Source organism: Bacillus cereus group sp. BcHK124 (genome assembly GCF_027712065.1).
Lineage (GTDB): Bacteria > Bacillota > Bacilli > Bacillales > Bacillaceae_G > Bacillus_A > Bacillus_A pacificus.
In genome coordinates this window covers 104,659-124,728 of sequence record NZ_JAQFPJ010000005.1, presented here as the reverse complement: position 1 = coordinate 124,728, position 20,070 = coordinate 104,659, and the positions used below count along the sequence as shown (strand labels likewise).

Here is a 20,070-nt window from a genome sequence, read left to right as displayed (position 1 = left end):
CTACAAGCTTTTTCTTTTGTATTACTTCCACCAAATCCAAGCCCAAAAGTAATTTCGTACATTTCGAGGAGTAATCCGTATGAAGCGTTCACCGTCAAAGAAGCAATTCAAATTTGGAAGTGTTTCATCTGGATTTTCTGGAACAAAGGTGACGATGTTTTCGTTACTTATAACAGATACTGTAATTGGTGGGTCCGTAGGCGAGACTTGAAGTTGTAACGAAATAGTAGTCGTATTTTTAAATTCATTAGTAACAGGTGGACTTATTACTTGTACTGTGAATAACACGATAATTGTTTCGTTTGGTTCCAAATTAGTAGCGACTAGGAAACCGATATTCGGATTCGCTAGTGGAGAGTGTTCACCGTTAATGGAGACAGTGCCGTTTATAAATTGTAAACCTGCTGGAATAGTATCCTGTAAAGAAATATTTAAGAGTGAAATCTCCGAAGTATTCGTAATACGCACCGTGTAATCAAAATATTGATTTAAATAAGCAGAGCTGACGGAAGCGTTTTTCGTGACTGTCGCAGTTACAAATTGAACTGGTATACGAACAATATTCGAATTAACAACGAAAGTAATAATCGGATCCTGTGGTGTCAATTGGAAAGCGGCTGTAACTGTTGCAGAATTTATAATTGTACTGTTTGAAGGAATGGAAGTTACGAGCACTTGAAATGTTATCGTTGCTACTGAGCCTGCAGGTAAAGCGCCGATATTCATACCAGTGTCTGGACGGACAGTTGGTACCGGAGTACCGTTAATTGTTACGCTATTTTCTATAAATGTTGTACCAGCCGGAATAGTGTCTATAACAGAAGTATTGATTGTCGGAATTGGGGAGTGATTAAATACCGCTAATGTGAATGTAATTATATCTCCAATAACGACAATAGATTTGTCAGCTGTTTTTTCAATACGAACCATCGGATCAATGACTGTCGTTGTAACGGTATTTGTTTGTTTTGTAATTGTAATAGGTGGTTTTGTTGGATCGATGATAACGGTATAGGAAACAGAAGCATCATTATTAATTGTAGGTTGAAGAGTAGAAGAAGATATTGTTATTTGGAACGTAATAATAACAGATTCACTAGGAGCAAGAGTTCCTAACGTAATACCATTTTCAGGATTCGTATTAGGTTGATTGATTCCGTTAATTGTAACACTACCAATAACGAATGTCGTATCTACTGGTGCTGTGTCTACTAAAAGAAGATCTTCAATAGTGATATTACCACTATTAGTAATAGTAATGGTGTACGTTAAAGTTTGACCAGGTAAGGCACTCGTGAAATCAACAGCTTTTATGGCAATGACATTATCATTTTGGACAGTCGTTGTGACAGTATTTGTTGTGGTTGTATTTGTAACAGGTGCGTTATTTGGATTGACGGTATAGTTAAAGGTAGTAATTGCATTGTTGTTGAGTTCATTTGGTGTTGGGATAGAAGTCACAGAAACTTGGAATGAAGCGATAGCATCTCCACCAACAATTATAGTGTCAATTGGTATACCGCTTACTGGATTAACTCCCGGAAGCGTTTTTCCGTTTACAATAACGCTATTTTCTATAAACGTAGTACCTTGAGGAATCATATCTTGAATGACTACATCATTTGCTGCAACATTACCAGTTTGATTGAGTGTAATCGTATACGTTAACGTATCACCAACCGTTGCAAATGCCAGGTCAACAGCTTTATTACTATTTAAAGTCGCGTGATTAATTTCTGTTACGGCAGCTGATGAAATAATAGTTTCTGTAATAGGTGGTCGATCTGGTAACGTGTATTGAAATTCAATTGTACTCGTGTTAGAAATTGGATTTGTTTGTGGGATCGAAGTAACACGTACTTGGAATAGAATAGTTGCTGTCGTATTAGGTGGAATGGTATCAATTTGTATACCGTGAAGAGGGTTGTCATTTGGCCGAGCGTTGCCGTTCACGATAACACTATTCTCTATAAAGCTCGTATCTGCCGGGATAATATCTGTAGCAATAATGTTTTCGACTTGTATATTTCCGTTATTTATGATGGAAATTGTATAAGGGATGATAGTTTGTAAGTCAGCATATTGGATAGGTGTTGTTTTTGTCGCAATTACATTAGCGGAAATAACTTCAGTGAAGGTAATATTGCTAGTCGATATTTGTTCTTCCACGTTAATTGTATAACGAGAAGTTGATTGATTTTGAACATGGCCGGTAGCTGGAAGAGCTATGACGGTAACAGAAAATGTGACTGAGATAGAAATGTTAGGAGCAATCGTTCCTACAAGTATACCGGTACTTGGATTGGCGTTAAGTTGCGGAATATTATTTATTAAAACGCTACCGTCAATAAAGGTAGTTCCACCAGGAATGTTGTCTGTAAATACAACCGCAGTGGCATCTGTATTCCCTGTATTCGTTAAAGTTGTTGTATAAGTTAAAATGTCACCAATCGCTACAGAAGTTAAATCAACAGTTTTAAGTGAAACGATATCAGCATCATTAATTTGAACAAAAGTAGTGTTGGAAGTAGTCGATTTTTGAATTGGTGCAAAATCAGGGGTGAAAACAAAGTCGTAGATGATGTTTGCAGTATTAGGTGTTGGATTTACATCAGGTAAATTCGTAACGGAAACTTGGAAGGTTATTGTAGCCATTTGACCTGATGCGATATTAGGAATGGAAAAGCCGATATTCGGATCTGCTGCAGGAAGCACAGTATTGTTAACTATTACACTTCCCGGAATAAATACTGTTCCATCTTCTATCGTATCTGTAAAAAAGATGGAGTTAGTTGTAGTGGATCCGTTATTTTGAATAAAGACTGTATATGCAACGGTTTCATCAATATTAGCTAATACTGTATTAGCGGATTTTGTAGCGGTAAGAATTACATCAATAAATTGTATATTGGTAGTATTGGAAAATGCCGTTTCTGAAATTGGTGGTAAGCTTGGATCTGGCTCATACTCATAGTGGATGACGGCGATATTATTCATGTTATTTTGAGAAGGTATAGAGACTACATTTACTTGGAATGTAACGATAATTGTATTGTTTGGAAGGATAATATTAAGGGTGATACCGGTAATTGGATTTTCGTTAGGTCTTGGTATGCCATCTACAAGAATGCTATTTGGAACGAATGTAGTGCCAGCAGCAATTGCGTCAATTAGGAGAGTATTTGTAATAGGTACTGTACCAGCGTTTGTAACCGCGACTGTATATGTGATGATTTGACCGATGCGTGTAATAGATCTGTTAGCGGATTTAATTGCAATAACATTTGCTGTACGGACTTCAGTATTTACTGCATTTGATAACGATCTACGCTGAATAATAGGGGAACTAGGTTCGATTTGATATTCATACGAAGTGTCTGAAATGTTAATGACTGTGTTGTCAGGAGGTATACTTGTAAGTTGTACTTGGAATGAAATAGTGACTGTTTCATTTGGTTGTATCGTGTCAAGCGTTATGCCAATTTCAGGATTCGCACCAGGCTGAATCACATTATTTATTGATAAGCTATCTTTAATGAATATCGTACCTTCTGGAATATTGTCAATGAACACTGTATTGTTAGCCGGAACAGTTCCGATATTTTGTAGTGTATTTGTGTAGGTAATATTTTGCCCGATAGATACGAAAGTAACGTTCGCCTGTTTAACAGAAATAATATTTGCATTTTGAAGCGATGTTGTAACGATATTAGAAGTTACAGAACGATTCACTGGGGGAGCTGCAGGAATACTTACATATTGGTACGTTGCTGAAGATTGATTTACAATTTCGGTTTCAGTAGGTGGATTATTTGTTTGTACTTGAAATAGTATTGTTTTGGAACTGTTAGCTTGAATCGTTCCAATTGCTATTCCGTTTTCAGGGTTTACACCTGGCTGAAGTACACCGTTAATTGTGACGCTGTCGGTAACGAATGTAGTCCCAGCTGGAATAGAATCTGTAAAAATAATATTTATTGCGTCAACATTGCCGAGATTTTTCACTTCAGAAATATAAAGGATCGTTCCGCCAATATCTACAGTTGTTGGATTGGATGTTTTTGTAATTGTCAATTGTGCTTGCACGAAATTTGTAATGACGATATTACTAGTAGATGTTTCCGTAATAGGCGGTTGCTCTGGATCTGGTTGAATTGTATATGTTGTATTAGATTGATTTGTAATCGATTGTTGCGAGAATGGATCGTTAATAAGAACTTGGAACGAAATAAGGTGAGTAGCGTTTGCTGCTAGGTTAGGTAAAGTAACCCCTGCGTTTGGATTTGCACCAAGTATAGCTGTGCCGTTAAGTGTAAAACTATTTTCTATGAATGTAGTCCCTTCTGAAATAGTATCTGAAAATATGAGATTTGTAGCTGGAATATTTCCGGTATTCTCTAGTGTTATCGTATAGGTCAAAATGTCACCTGTTGTTGCTTGTTGTGCATTAACTGCTTTTAAAGAAAGGACATTCGCATCCGAAATTTGTGTGAAAGCTGGATTAGACGCAATTGTTCGAGAGATGATAGGAGCGTTTGGATCGGCGATAAAAGTATAGTCAATACGGGCTATATTAGAAATTGGATTCGCGGTTGGAATAGATTGAACGATAACTTGGAATGTGACGGTGACGATTTCTGACGGCGCAATGGAGTTTATTGGTATTCCTACGTTTGGATCGGCACCTGGAATTGAGATACTATTAATGGTCACGCTATTTGGAATCAATGCAGTTCCTTCTGGGACCAAATCTGTTAAAGTAACCGTATTTGCAGTTGTATTCCCGTTGTTTTGAATGACGACAGTGTAAGTGATTGTACCGTTAGTAGATTGTACGAGAGAATCTGTATTTTTAATTACGGATAACGATGCATCAACGACGGCTGTACTAACCGTATTAGATGAAGAGGTTGCTGTAACTGGAGGTTGACTCGGATCGACAGTATACGTGTAACTTGTAAGTGCTTGATTTATAATTGCTCCTTGCGGTGGAATAGAGCTTGCACGAAATTGGAACGTAATAGTAGCAGAATTACCTGGTGCGACAATACCAACGGGAATGCCAAGAGTTGGACTTGCATCTGGAAGTGAAATCCCGTTGAGTGTAACACTATTTGGAATAAATAATGCTCCTTCAGGAACTCCGTTAATGAGTAATACAGAGTTTGCAGGGAAGTTTCCAGTGTTTGTTAATGTTGCAGTGTACGTAATTATATCTCCAATAGATACGATTGTTCGATCTGCTTCTAAAAGCGTTGTAACAGTAGCGTTATTAATTTGTGTAGAAGCGCTATTAGAAGTTATTGTGCCGGTAACAGGAGGAGATGCCGGATCAACGATGAATTCGTATTGAATAGATGCAACGTTTGTAATTGGGTTGGAAGGTGGAGTAGATGTAACTATGACTTGGAAAGTAACGATTAAGGAACTGTTCGTACTAACGGTTCCGATGTTAACTCCGTTATTTGGATTTGCATCTGGAATGGTACTTCCATTTACAGCAAAACTATTTTCAATAAAGGTAGTTCCTTCTGGAATGAGGTCTGAGAAATTTACATTCGTAGCGTTCGTATTGCCGCTATTTTGAATTAAAACTGTATAAGTGATCGTGTCGCCAATATTTGCAAAGGCTGTACTAGCAGTTTTTATAGCTGAAAGTATTGCTGTATTAATAGAAGTAACAAAGACGTTCGTTTCCACGTTGCCAGGCTGAGCCTGTAATGCATTGCCTACGTTATATTGGAAGTTCACAAATGCTAAGTTTTGGAGTTCAGGAGTGAATGTTGTTGGATTGCTTACAATTTGAACTTGGAATATGATTGTTACAGTTTGATTTGGATTGACTGTATTTATGCCAACACCGTTAATGATAGAAGCGGATGGTAATGAAGTACCGTCAACAACAACTGATCCTGCAACAAATTGTGCCCATGAAGGTAAAGGGTCTGAGAAGACAACGTTGTTAGCTGGAATATTTCCTGTATTCATAATCGTAGTTGTATACGTAATCGTATCACCAATCGTCGCAAAAGCTTTATCTCCAATTTTAATTGTGTTTAAAATTGCGCTTTCGATTTTTGTTGAAATAGTAGTAGAAGCAATACTTTTTGAAACTGGTGGATTAGCAGGGTTAACGATATGCTGGAAGTTAACGCTAGCTTGATTCGTAATTGGATTTATAGGTGGAATTTCATTGGTATTAATATGAAATGCTACGATGACAGACTGGTTTGGCGCGATATCACCAATTGGAACCCCTGTAACGATATCTGCATTTGGGATGCTAGTTCCGTTAAGTGTAAAACTATTCGGTTCAAAGGAAGTTCCATCTGGAATAAGGTCGGTGAAAATAACATTTGATGCACTAACATTTCCGCTATTTGTAATGGTAACGGAGTAGATAATATCTTGCCCAATATTTACTGTTGACACATTTGAATTTTTCTGTGCAGTAAGGATAGCGCTATTAATTTGTGTAGTCGTTGTATTAGATTGATTAGAAGTTGTAATAGGTGATTGGCTAGGATTAACGACATAATGATATGTGATAGAAGTAGAATTAGAAATAGGATTCAGTGTTGGAAGTGTAGTAACAGTTGCTTGGAATGTGACAATTGCCGCATCACCACCGTTAATGGAACCGATATTTACACCAGTAGATAAATCAGCATTTGGAATGGTTTGCCCATTAACTGTGAAACTATTTGAAACGAAACTTAAATTGCTATCAAGTATATCGATAACGGTAACATCAGTTGCAGCCACATTCCCGGTATTAGGGAGGTTAAGTGTAAATGTTATTGTATTACCAACATCCGCAAAGGTAAGATCTGCTGTTTTTGTACTTATAATATTTGCGTTGTTTATTTGAAGAAGGGTTGTGTTGGAAGTAGTTGAACTCGATACTAGAGGGTTAACAGGATCAACAATAAACCCATATGTCGTTGATGCTGTATTCGGTGCTGGATTAATAGGGGGAATGCTGTTCACTGTAACTTGAAAGACGATACTATATATTTCATTTGGTGGAAGTGTTGCAAGCGATACACCAGTATTCGGATTCGCGTCAGGTTGTAAAACACCATCAACGGTTAATGTATGAGGAACAAATGTGAGTCCAATCGGTAATACATCCGTGAATACAATACTAGTCGCATCCGTATTTCCTATATTCGAAATAGAAGTAGTATAAAAAGCAGTTTGCCCAATATCTGCAAAGGATATATTTTCGTTTTTAGTCATAGATAATATAGCTTCTTTAATTTGTGTGGAAACAGGATTACTAATTGAAGTTTCTGGATCAGGTGGTGAGACTAATTGATATGATGTTGATGAGAAATTTACAATTGGGTTTTCGGTTGGTAATGATGTTACAGTAACTTGGAATGAAACTGTTATTGTATTCCCAGCTGTTATAGTCCCGACATTTACACCATTGGATGGATCCGCACCAATTTGGGGAATTCCATTAATAGAAAATGTGCTTGTAATAAATGTAGTTCCGCTCGGTATTGTATCTGAGAAAATAACATTTTGTGCGGATGAGTTTCCATTGTTTGTTAAAGTGACAGTGTAAGTGAGTGTATCTCCGATATGGCTAAATGCTTTATCAACTTGTTTAGATGAAAGAATGGTAGCTGTATTAATTGTAGTAAATGTTGTGTTTGAAGTAACATTTCTTGAAACAATTGGTGCATTTGGATCAGCGATAAATGTGTAAGAAGCAGTAGCGGAATTGGCAATAGGATTTTGGGGTGGTGTAGAAGTAGCGGTAACTTGAAATGCTATAGATATTGAGCTGTTAGGAGCAATTGATCCAATTGTAATACCTGTATTAGGATTAAGGCCAAGTTGTGTGAGGCCATTTATTGTGACACTACCAGAAACGAATGATGTGCCGTCTGGAATAAGGTCAGTGAACGTAATATTCGTAGCGTTTGTATTACCGGTATTTGTCAAAAGTGTCGTATAGGTAATGGTATCACCTAGTGTTACAAGTGTTTGATCTACAGATTTCACCATCGTTATCATAGCATCTAGTACAGGGTTTGTAACGATATTCGTTGAAGTAGAAGTTGTAACAGGAGTTCCGTTTGGATCGACAGTATAAGAATATAAAATTGTGTCATTACCCATAATTGAACTTGAAGGGGGAACAGAAAGAACATTTGCTTGGAAAGTAACGGTTACTGTTTCACCAGGAGCGATATTTGGTATATTTACTCCAAGAGCTGGCTGTGCACCAAGTTGCTGAACACCATTGATTGTGACTGAATTTGGTATAAAGGTAGTGTTAGCTGGAATAGCGCTTGTAAATGTTATGTTTTTTGCTGTCGTATTTCCTGTATTTGTAATCGTAGTTGTATACGTAATCGTATCACCGACAGAAATAATGGATTTATCAGCGCTTTTTGTAGTAGTTAATATGGCACTATTTATTGTCGTAGTAACGGTATTAGATGAAGCTGTTTGAGTGATAACTGGTTGACTTGGATTAACAATATGCTGAAATTGTACAGAACTAGAATTAGAGATTGGATTTATACTTGGAATGTTTATAACAAGTGCATTAATAGTAATAACGGCCATTCCGCTTGGGTTTATATTTCCAATTTGTATGCCATTAGCTGGATTTCCGATTTGCTGCGTACCAGAATCATTTACAAGAGTACCAGATATAAATGTTGTTCCATTAGGTAAAATATCGGTGAAAATTATATTTTGTGAAGTGACATTTCCAGGGTTACTTAATGTAATTGTATAAGAAATTGTATCGCCAATTGTTGCGAAAGTTTTATCTACAGATTTAACAAGTGCGATTTCCCCAGAATTTATTTGTGTCGAAACAGAATTGGATGTCGTATTTCGTGAAACAAGTGGTAAATTAGGTCCTGCCATAAATTGATAATCAATAGAAGCACCGTTTACAACCGGTGAATTTGGCCCCCCAGGTCCAATTGTGAAAATTGGATTTGGAATGCTAACTACTTGCACACGGAAGGTAACGTTTATAAAATCTCCTGCAATAATATCCCCAATTGGTATCCCGTTCGCTGGATTTACCCCAGGCAATAAAACCCCACCTACTCGAACACTATCTTCTATAAATACTGTATTGTTTGGAATCGAATCTGTAAAAATGATATTCGTAGCAGTTGTGTTCCCTATATTTTCTAATAAAACAGTATACGTTAAAAAGGAATTTCCAGGTGCGACGTCAGAGAATAGTCGATCCACACTTTTCGTTGCTTGAATGATTGCTTCGTTAATTTGCACTAAAGTTGGATTACTTGTAGCTGTTTCCGTCACCGGCGGCTGGGTAGGATCAACAATGATAGAGTATGTTGTGCTAGATTGGTTCAATGTTGGATTTGTAGTTGGTATTGAGCCAACAATAGCTTGAAAGCTAATTGTTATCGTTCCTCCAACTGGAATTACGTCTAAAGAGATTCCGCTATCTGGCCTAAATCCAAGTTGTGGGATGGAGTTAATTTGTACACTATCAGGAACGAATGAAAGTTCGGGTGGTAATATATCGATAAAAACAGGTGTGTTTGCAGTAGTATTTCCGCTATTAGTGAGGATAGTCGTATACGTAATTATATCTCCAACAGCAGCAAATGCACTGCTTGCAGTTTTTGTTGCGATAACGGAAGCAGTATTTACTTGTGTAAAAGTTTTATTGGATTGAACTGTTCGTGAAACAGGCGGTTCATTTATATCAACAATAAAGCTATATTGAAGCGATGATTGGTTCGGAATTGGATTCGGGTTTGGCAGCGTTGTAATGTTTACTTGAAAATTGAGTGTAATTGATGCATTTGCATTCAAGTTACCGATATTGATACCGTTTTGTGGATTTGCATTCGGAACGGTTACACCATTTATCTTAAAGCTATTTGGGATAAATGTAGTACCGTTTGGAATTGTGTCTGTAAAAACAATGTTGTTTGCAGTAGTATTTCCTGTGTTTGTAACAGATGAAGTGAATGTAATCGTATCACCAATTGTAGCGAAAGTTGTACTCGCATTTTTATTTAAAACTAAAGTAGCATCAATAATTGGAGTAACCGTCGTATTCGTAATTGTGCTACCAACAGCAGGTGATTGGTTTGGGTTCACGGTATACTCATAATTTACAAGAGCATTATTTGTTAATGTGCCACTAGGTGGTATAGCTAAAATTTGGGCTTGAAAAGTAATCAATACAGTATCTCCCGGCGGAATATCTGCCAAGTGAATACCAAGTGATGGATCTAACCCTGGCTGAGGAACATTATTGATAGTTACTGAATTTTGGATAAAGGACGCGCCGGCACCAAGTCCATCTGTTAAAACTGTAGCACTAGCAGGAATATTTCCTGTGTTCGTAACTGCAATCGTATAAGTAACGATATCCCCAATTGCAGCTGTCGGTGTATTTACTGACTTCGTAGCGACAATTGTAGCATTATTAATTTGAGTTGTTATTACGTTACTTAACGCATTGGAAGATGCTGGAGGTAAGCTGGGATCTATGACATATTGGTACGCTGTATTGCTTTGGTTCGGGATTGGATTTGGACTAGGAATGGAATTTACTATTACTTGAAATGAGATTGTTGCACTTGTATTAGGGTTTATTGGATCAATTGCAATTCCACTTGCTGGGTTTGTATTAGGAAGTGTATTGCCATTTACTGTTACACTATTAGGAATAAATGATGTTCCGTTTGGAATTACATCTGTAAAAATTACATTTGATGCAAGTGTGTTCCCGTTATTCGTTAAAGTAGTTGTGTACGTAATCATATCATTTACGTTAGCAAACTGTTTATCTGCCGATTTTACAGCGGCAATTGTAGCATTATTAATAGTCGTCTGTACGGTGTTAGACGCCACCATCTGCGTTACAACTGGTTTGGATGCGTCGTACGTGTATTGGAATGTAGTGCTCGATTGATTCGTAATCGGATTTGGAATAGGAATAGTTGGTACAGAAACTTGGAATGAAACAGTACGTGATGAATTCGCTCCTATTGTACCAATTAAAATGCCATTAGCAGGGTTTGTATTAGCTAGGGGGACACCGTTAATCGTTACAGTGTTAGGAAGGAAGATGGTACCGGCTGGAATGATATCTGAAAACGTTACATTGGAGGCAGGGATATTGCCGTTATTCGTTAAAATCGTTGCATAAGTTATGACATTGCCAACATCAGCGAAATTTGTACTTGTTAGTTTCGTAGCAACAATATTAGCGGTGTTAATTTGAGTCGTTACTATATTGCTAGTAGCATTTCTCACAACAGCAGATAAATTTGGGTCAGCAATAAAGTTATATTGCAGTGCAGCACTGTTTTGAATTGGATTTTGTGTAGGCAAACTACTTGCGCTTATTTGAAAAACAATCGTTGTAAATCCGCCAGCAGGAATTGTCCCAACTTGAAGACCGGTACTTGGGTCTGCACCTAGCTGTAAAGCACCGCCTATAAAAGTACTATTTGGTACGAGAGTTGTGCCAGAAGGGAGTATATCGGTAACAACTACATTATTCGCTGGAGTATTTCCTGGATTAGCTAGGGAAATGGTATATGTGATTGGTTGCCCAACATCAGCAATAGTTAAATCTACCTGTTTAACAATAACTACATTTGCTAAATTAATTTGTGTACTTACAGTATTACTTAAAGATGTTTCTATAGTTGGTGGATCGCCCGGATTTAAAATAAAACTATATTGTGTACTAGATGAATTTATTGTTGGGTTTTGTGTTGGTAAAGAGGTGACAGTTACTTGATAAGAGACGGTAAGTGAGCCGTTAGCAGGAATGGAAGGTAACGGAACACCGACATTTGGATCGGCGTTATTTTGGAGTACACCATTAATAAGGAAAGTGTTTTGGATAAAGGTAGTACCGTTTGGATTTGTATCTACGAAAGTAGGACTATCAGCAGAAACACTTCCTGCATTCGTTAAAACGACGGTATAAGTTAATACATCCCCTACAGTAGCGAACCCTTTATCCACTGTTTTGGCTGAAATGACATTTGCATCGTTTACTTGCGTAAATGTAGTAGTTGAAGTTGTGTTTTTACTTACAGGTGAAGCATTTGGATCAACAATAAAGTTATAAGAGATGGAGGCGCTATTTGAAATCGGGTTTGGGTTTGGAATGCTAGTGATTACTACTTGGAATGAAGCTGTAAGTGTAGTATTAGCATTGATGTTACCGATATTGATGCTAGCTGGTGTTGCGCCCGGCTGAGTAGTACCGTTAACTATAACACTGTTCGGTACAAAGGAAGTACCGTTCGCTATTGAATCGGATAGTAATACATTGTTTGCCGTAACATTTCCGTTGTTTGTAAGAGCTAAGGTATAGGTTAATACATCTCCAACTTCTGCAAACGTTTTATCTACAGATTTAGTAGCTTGAAGGTTTGCTAATCTAATTGTTGATGTAACAGAATTAGAATTTGCGGTTTTTGAAGTTGGTGGCAGACCAGGATTTACAGTGTATAAATAAGAAGCGAAAGCATTATTAATGATAGGATTTTGGGCGGGAATATTGATGACAGTTACTTGGAAAGAAAGTGTAAAAGTAGCTCCGCTGGGAATTGTGCCAATAGGAAAAGCAACGAGAGAATTTACATTTTGCAAAACACCGTTTAGTGTTACAGTACCTGGAGTCAATATTGTACCATTTGGAAGTGGATCTGTTAGTTGTACGTTCGTTGCAGCTGTATTTCCACTGTTTGAGATAAGGATTGTATAACTAATTGTTTCGCCGATTGTAGCAAACTGTTTATTTGTTGATTTTGTTACTGTTACATTCGCATTATTAATTTGAGTGGAAACGAGATTAGAAGAAATATTTTTTGTAACGGGTGATTGGCTAGGGTTGACGATGTATTGATAAGAAGCGTTTGATCCATTAGATACGACATTTGACGCGGGTATTGTATTTACTACTACTTGAAATGAAACATTTTTTGTTGTACCAGTTGGAATCGATCCAATATTCACACCGTTTGCGGGATTTGCGCCTACTTGTGTCGTTCCGTCTATTGTTAAACTGTTGAGAACAAAAGTTGTTCCAGTAGGAATGGCATCTGTAAAAATAACATTGTTTGCACTTGTATTACCTGTACCTGTAAAGGAAACGGTGTACGTTAGTGTATCACCAATATCTGCAAAATTTTTATCTACTACTTTCGTCATTGTTACAGTAGCATTATTCACTTGAGTGGAGACAATATTCGTCGTATCAGTCCCGTTTACTGCCGGCTGATTTGGTATAGGAGTATATTGATATGTTGTTGTTCCACTATTTAATATGGGGTTTGTTTGGGGGATAGATGGAACGAGTACTTGGAATGAAATAGTAGTTGTAGAATTAGCAGCAATAGACCCAATTGATATACCATTAGCGGGATTCGCTCCAGCTTGCGTAATTCCGTTAACAGTTACACTTCCTGGAACGAAAGTAGTCCCGCTAGGAATCGGATCCGTATATATAACGTTCGTTGCAGTGATATTTCCTATATTAGTTAAGGCGATACTGTAAGTTAATGTTTCACCAATGTCAGTAAAGATTTTGTTAACTGATTTTGTTCCATTAATATCTGCGAGGTTAATTTGTGTTCCTGCAGAGTTGCTTGTTGCAAGACCGTTAAAAGTCGTTCCTCCAGCAATTGGTGTATATTGAAATGTAATAGTAGCGGTGTTAGAGATAGGGTTTTGACTTGGAAGAGAAACGACGGTTGCTTGGAAAGTTACTGTACGAGAAGCACTATTATTAATTGTTCCAAGAGATATACCAGCGGCCGGATTTGCATTTGTTTGCGGGACATTATCCACTGTTACAGTGCCAGGTATAAAGGAAGTACCGTTAGGGAGTATGTCTGTAAAAATAACGTTATTAGCAGGAAGTAGTCCGGTGTTAGGGATAGTAACTGTATAAGTAAGAATGTCTCCAATTGCCGCAACACTTTTATTTACGCTTTTCGTTGCTTGTATGTTAGGCGAGTTTATATTAATTTGTAATCCGACTGTATTTAACATATATGCATCTCCGTTAGTTGTTAAACGGATTGCTGCGGACACTTGAGAGTTTGTTAAATAAGGAGAAATATCAATAGAAGTAATGTCCCAACCTTGCCGACCTGCGGAAATATTTGTGCTTGTAGAAGCACTCTGATTTCGTGTTCCAAATGTCCCGGTTGTATCTAAATTTCCAGCCGCATTATTGACCTGAGAACCGAAAAAATTATTTATAGCATTATTTGGCCCAGATAAAGCATTTAATGAACTGAAATTTGGTCCAAACAAAGCTTGATCCCCAGTTAGATCAGCATCTCCTTCGGTAGAACTTAAAAACAATCTCCCGCTTACAGGTCCTCCGGAAGGTGTTAAAAATCCTGAAACAGATACATCGGCACTACCAGTTTCTGCAGAAACACGGTTTCCTGCTACATAAATCGTTAAGTTTCTTGCGGGTAATGTTCCGTTCTGATAAGCAACGATAAGCGTCCATCCAGCTGAATTAATCGACCCATTAGAAGCATCTAAAGGATCCACAAGTCCAGGAACAGATCCAGTCGTATAAGAACCGCTTCCCGCAGCTTGAATGAGTGATGTTACATCTGCTGAACGCGTATAAAATCCAAATGTGACTGATCCAGAAACGAATGTTTGATTAGAAGCTGTAACGGATGAAGGGGTAATCGAGTATGTTGAAACAGGTGTTGTAAAAGAAACGGGGTTTCCTAAAACACTCGTAATGTTTTGATCACGAGATAAATAGTTTCCACCCCAAACGAGTTCTGCGTAAAGAATCGTACTACCAGCAGGTATATTTAAAATAGCGGTAGAACTATTTTGTGTATAGTTTAACGTTGTACCAGCAGGAAAAGTAGGGACTTGTAAAGCAGTATTCGTAGTTGCGAATGCACCAATTGCCCCGATTGTACCAGCACGGTTTTGATTACTAATTTTACTTAAGCCTAAAGTATTTCCTGTAATAGCGAGTGCGCCGTTAGTGGTGGTAGAAAATCGATTCGTAATGGGCATGTTGTCACCTCATTTACAATATAGTCTTGGTCAAAATAGGATATGTGTGTGACAAATAAAGGGTAACATGTACAAGTTGAATTGGGAAGATGGATTTAAATGTCTAGATAAGGGGATGGAGTATGATTGAATTGGAATTTAGCGTGGAGCGTCTTAGGGAAGAACAAATAGGCGATATTGTAGCATTATCATCTTATATTGGTTGGGATTATAACAGGGAAGAAGTTGAAACAATTTTTAACTCAGGTATTGTATACGGCGTATGGAATGAGAGAAAGGAACTTATTGCTAGCGCAGCAATAATATTATATGGGGAGGCGTTGGCATCTATCGGAATGGTAATTGTACATCCAGATTATAAGGGAAGAGGAATTGGAAAGATGATTACAAATTCATGCATGAATAGCGTATCAGCTCAAACTCCATTTATGCTTATTGCTACGGATGAAGGGAAACCTTTATATGAAAAATTAGGATTTAGGGCAGTAAGTTATGTTTCTAAATACATATGTAACTCATACAATGCGAATGATTATTGTGTAAGAAATGAAGATTATGTGATGAATTATGAAGAGGGTGAGTTAGACAAAATAATAAAAATAGATGAATATGCGTTTGGAACAAATAGAAAAGAGTTTTTAAAGAAAAGAATTATGCAAAGTGAACAGTGTATCGTTGTAAAGGACAAGGAACAAAATGTATTAGGTTACGGTTTAAGCATACAAACACCAGAAAATAAAATAATAGGACCGGTTGTTGCTAAAAATGATGCGATGGCAATGAGAATTGTACATGCTTTAGCAAGGGGACATAATGGGAGATTAAGAATAGATGTAACAGAAGGAAAGGACGATTTTCTGAAAGAGTTAGAGATTGCTGGTTTTAAAAGGGCGAATATACCACCCATTATGTTGAAAAATAGTGATCAATTATTGAAAAGAAATGGAGAACTATACAGTATTGCAGCGTAAATTTTTGGCTAAAAAAGAATCCTTTTCACGTAAGGATTCTTTTTTAGTTCATTTAATCACGATATTAATCACGATATTGATCATGAGTCGGCTGAAAGAGGTCTTCCTCGATAGCCCTCACCATAGAAAAATGATCAACGTTATAATGCCCATGTAAAGTTTTATTGTGATGACCAATAATTTGCTCGGCAGACAATGCGTTAGAGTCAGTTGTGGAATGACCGTTTTTAATTAATGTAACATCAAAGCCTTGTACAGTTGCTGTCCTCACAGCAGTATCAATACAATGCTCTGTTTTACATCCACCGATAACAATATGGTTAATCTTTTCTTCTTTTAAAAGTTCAAGTAAAGAAGTGCCATAGAATGCGTTTGTGGCTGCTTTATTAATAAGGATTGCAGACTGAGGTACTTGAATTTCATTATGTACTTGAAAGCCTAAGCCGCTACCAGAAGCAACATCGATATCTCTTACGAAAACAATAAGGGCATTGGAATCTATTGCTTTCTGCACGGCTGTATTGAGTGTAGATAATAATTCGGTTTTACGAAAAACTTCACTTTCTTGTTCATTTCCATCCATTAATTCTTGCTGAGCATCGATAATTAATAGTGCTTGTTTCATCATGTCTCCCCTTTAATATGAAATAAGTTCCACTGTACATATTCCTTCAGATTGTTAGGAAGTCCTCCATTGTAAGAGAAGTAGAAGATTGATTTACAAAGTTGTCAAAGAAATTTCATTCTCATAGCGTGTAAAAACATGTATGATAGGAGATGGAGAATTTTTGAGTAGGTGGGAATAACATGCAAACAGTAGAAGATTATCTTTCATTCTTACATACGAAAGGATTTAAATTATCAGAGGAAGCACAAGGATTTATTATGTTCGGACAAGGATATACTGGTGCGTCTGATGGGATTGTGAACGCAGCAATAGAAGCGACAATTAAGCATCAATTGCAGTTTGATGGCAGTTATTTTGTTGCGTTATTAGAACGATTGAAAGAAGAAGAGATTACAGATAAAAAAAGCGCTAAGGCTTTTATGCGGAAGTTACAAGCGTAACTTCACGCAGCCTGCGCTTCTTTTTTTGTTTTGGAAGGTAATTCAACAAAAACCATGCCTAGGAAAATACAGAGGCATCCGATAATAGCGGAAATAGAAAGTTGTTCGTTTGCAACGAGAACGCCTGTTAAGGCAGCGAAAACGGGCTCCATTGCGAAAATAATTGCTACTCTCGTTGGAGATGTATGTTTTTGTGCTGATGTTTGAATGAAAAAAGCAATGGATGTCGCGAACAGGGAAGTTAGAAATAGAGCAAATAAAAAGGAAGCATTCGTCCATAGTGCTACTGAAAATAATTTTTCCCAATCTTCAAACAAAAAGGCGCAAATAGAAGAAAACATACCTACAGCTAATACTTGCGATGTGCTTAACAATAAAGGTGATATTTTTTTAGAGAAGAAGCCGTTAACAAGAATATGAGCAGCGAAAGCAACCGCACAACCGAGAACGAGTATATCTCCAATGTTTAATTGAAAAGAATCACCGGCTGTTAATAAATATAAACCCGCTGTTGCTACAGTGATGCCAATTACGATAAAAATGGTAGCCTTTTGTTTTAAAAAGATAAAAGACAAAATTGGTACCATAACGATACTAAGCCCTGTTAAGAAACCAGCTTTTGAAGAAGTTGTATACAGTAAGCCGAATGTTTGTAATACATAGCCAACACATAAAAAGAATCCAATGATTAATCCAGCGAGGCTACTCTGTTTTATATCTTGTTTTGAAGTTTTTTTTGAGAAAATGATTTGAACGAATAATAAAATAATTCCAGCGAATAAAAAGCGAATACCATTAAAAGTAAATGGCCCAACGAAAGACATAGCATTTTGAACGACGACAAATGTAGCTCCCCAAATAAAAGAGACAAATAATAAAGCAAGAGGAGCAATCCAATCTTTTTTCACACTCATACCCCCGTTAGTTTTGTAAGATAGCTTTTCTAGCTAATTCATCAGCAACTTTATTTTGACTACTTGGAATCCACTTAATAAAAAAGAGATCAAAACTTTTTATGTAATGCAGTGCTTCCTCTAATAGAGGTGCAAACATTTTATTTTTTGCGTATTCTTTTTCGACAGCTCGCTCGACAAGTTGCGAATCTGTACGAAAAGAGACAATGTTATAATTATGCTCCATGCAATATTTTAATGCCGCAAGTAAAGCGTGGTATTCTGCTTCATGATTGGACATTGTCCCAAGGGGCAATGATAATTGTACAGCCGGTTGAACCCCTTTAATAAACACACCTGCACCAGAAGGACCAGGATTTCCTTTTGATGCACCATCAATATATACTTCAATCAAAATGAGAAACCTCCAAATGATAAGATGTTCCCCTACTTACATGTTTCTTTGAAGTAGGGGATAGAGTAACTTAGCCGATTGTAATACTATAACGACATGTAAATGTTTCATTCGCTTGTAAAGATTGAATTCCTTTTTTTTCCTTGAAATCTTTTGCTGGATTTACTTCATCAGCAATTCCGTACCAAGGTTCAATACATAAGAAAGGTGCATTCTCGCCTGGTGTCCATACGCCGACAAATGGGAATCCATCAAATTCTACTTTTACAAATTTATTATGTTTATGAGAACGAATAGAGATTTCGTCTGTATTCATATTTTCAAAAATAAGCGCATCATTTTTAAATAGGTCGTATGTAAGTGGCAATTCATTCGTGCTTTCAGCGATTAGTTGTTTCTTATTTGAAAGGTAAGGTCCTTCTAATACGCTCGTTTCTAAACGTTCTGAACCATTAAAAGATAGATGGTAATCTGTAAATGATTCGCCCTCTAATAACGGGAAATTGAAACCAGGATGTGCCCCGATTGAGAAGAACATCTCTTTTGAGGTAGGGTTATTCACTTCGTATGTTACATGAACGATTTGTCCATCTACTTCATATGAAACGAGTAGTTCGAATTCGTATGGGTATTTTTTTAATGTTTCTTCATTACTAGTAACGATATAAGTGATTTTCGTTTCACTTTGTTCTTTTACAGAGAATGTAAGATCCCGAGCAAAGCCGTGTTGTGTTAAAGAATAAGCTTTACCGTCTACGTAGTATGTATTATCTACTAATCGGCCGACGATAGGGAATAAAATTGGTGCACGGCGTCCCCAATAAGTAGAATCACCTTGCCATAAGTATTCTGTATTGTCTTCTTTTAAGCGAACGCTTTGTAATTCTGCACCTTTGTCAGAGATGGTAACGACCACTTTTTCATTTTGAATTGTTGCAGTCATGAAGTAAAACCTCCTAAATCTTTCATATATTTCATTATACGTTGTCTAAAAGAAAAAGGGTAGTTCATGGTAGGAATCTATTGACGAAAGGGGGGCTACCGCGTAAAATATAATCTTGTTGCTTAAAAAACGAATAACGTGGTTCGAAACCATCCCACGTAAAAAAACTAAGGAGATTTTGTCATGAATATTAGAACTTTAGTCGGTAATGGTATTTTAGCGGCATTATATATTGCTGTTTCTATGCTTATTCAGCCATTTGGCTTTACGAATGTACAGTTTCGTATTTCAGAGATGTTTAATCATCTCGTTGTATTTAATAAGAAAGCAATTTACGGAATTGTATTAGGTGTATTTTTAACGAATCTCTTTTTCTCACCTATGATCGCTTACGATTTAGTATTTGGAGTAGGGCAATCTATTCTTGCATTAGTTGCAACAATTATTTCTATGCGATTTATTAAAGGTGTTTGGGCTCGTATGATTTTTAATACAGTTATTTTCACAATTACAATGTTTATGATTGCAATTGAACTTCATCTTGCATTTGATTTACCATTCATGTTGACTTGGTTAACATGTGCAATCGGTGAATTTGTTGTCATGGCAATTGGTATGCCTGTAATGTACTGGATTAATAAACGAGTACAATTTGAAAGATTTATGTAATAGATGAAAGAGCTATTCCTATAGGGATAGCTCTTTTTGCATGTGATAATATTGAAT

The 20,070-nt window shown here is 36.9% G+C and carries 8 protein-coding genes and 1 riboswitch; of the genes, 3 read left to right on the top strand and 5 right to left on the bottom strand.

Annotation, left to right across the window (positions count from 1 at the left end; all coding sequences use genetic code 11):
- Nucleotides 1–21: 21 nt before the first annotated feature.
- Nucleotides 22–15,054, bottom strand: coding sequence for a beta strand repeat-containing protein (locus PDK19_RS10475; protein WP_270707069.1), 15,033 nt, complete (start codon nt 15,052–15,054; stop codon nt 22–24).
- 122 nt (nt 15,055–15,176) lie between these two features.
- Here PDK19_RS10475 and PDK19_RS10470 point away from each other — a divergent pair, with 122 nt between their 5' ends.
- Nucleotides 15,177–16,025 (top strand): GNAT family N-acetyltransferase, encoded by an 849-nt coding sequence (locus tag PDK19_RS10470; RefSeq protein WP_270707067.1) that lies wholly within the window; start codon nt 15,177–15,179, stop codon nt 16,023–16,025.
- Between the two features lie 64 nt (nt 16,026–16,089).
- Here the strand turns inward: PDK19_RS10470 and PDK19_RS10465 are convergent, their stop codons facing one another.
- Nucleotides 16,090–16,650, bottom strand: coding sequence for a cysteine hydrolase family protein (locus tag PDK19_RS10465; RefSeq protein WP_270707066.1), 561 nt, complete (start codon nt 16,648–16,650; stop codon nt 16,090–16,092).
- Between the two features lie 182 nt (nt 16,651–16,832).
- Here PDK19_RS10465 and PDK19_RS10460 point away from each other — a divergent pair, with 182 nt between their 5' ends.
- Entirely contained in the window at nt 16,833–17,093 is a 261-nt protein-coding gene (locus PDK19_RS10460; protein WP_001195212.1) for a DUF6123 family protein, read from the top strand.
- 2 nt (nt 17,094–17,095) lie between these two features.
- Here PDK19_RS10460 and PDK19_RS10455 read toward each other — a convergent pair whose 3' ends face one another.
- The 3 genes from PDK19_RS10455 to PDK19_RS10445 all read right to left on the bottom strand — a co-directional run bounded on the left by PDK19_RS10455 (nt 17,096) and on the right by PDK19_RS10445 (nt 19,344).
- Entirely contained in the window at nt 17,096–18,001 is a 906-nt protein-coding gene (locus tag PDK19_RS10455) for a DMT family transporter (RefSeq protein WP_270707064.1), read from the bottom strand.
- Nucleotides 18,002–18,014: 13 nt separating this feature from the next.
- Nucleotides 18,015–18,401 carry a reverse transcriptase-like protein gene (locus tag PDK19_RS10450; protein WP_000573870.1) on the bottom strand — a complete coding sequence of 129 codons (387 nt, stop codon included), beginning with the start codon at nt 18,399–18,401 and terminating at the stop codon, nt 18,015–18,017.
- 70 nt (nt 18,402–18,471) lie between these two features.
- Nucleotides 18,472–19,344, bottom strand: a complete 873-nt coding sequence (locus tag PDK19_RS10445; RefSeq protein ID WP_270707062.1) for an aldose 1-epimerase family protein — start codon at nt 19,342–19,344, stop codon at nt 18,472–18,474.
- A 132-nt stretch (nt 19,345–19,476) separates the two neighbouring features.
- Nucleotides 19,477–19,521: riboswitch (PreQ1 riboswitch) on the top strand.
- A 6-nt stretch (nt 19,522–19,527) separates the two neighbouring features.
- Between PDK19_RS10445 and PDK19_RS10440 the strand changes: the two genes are divergently transcribed.
- Nucleotides 19,528–20,013 carry a QueT transporter family protein gene (locus tag PDK19_RS10440; protein ID WP_001026467.1) on the top strand — a complete coding sequence of 162 codons (486 nt, stop codon included), beginning with the start codon at nt 19,528–19,530 and terminating at the stop codon, nt 20,011–20,013.
- The last annotated feature ends 57 nt before the right edge of the window (nt 20,014–20,070 follow it).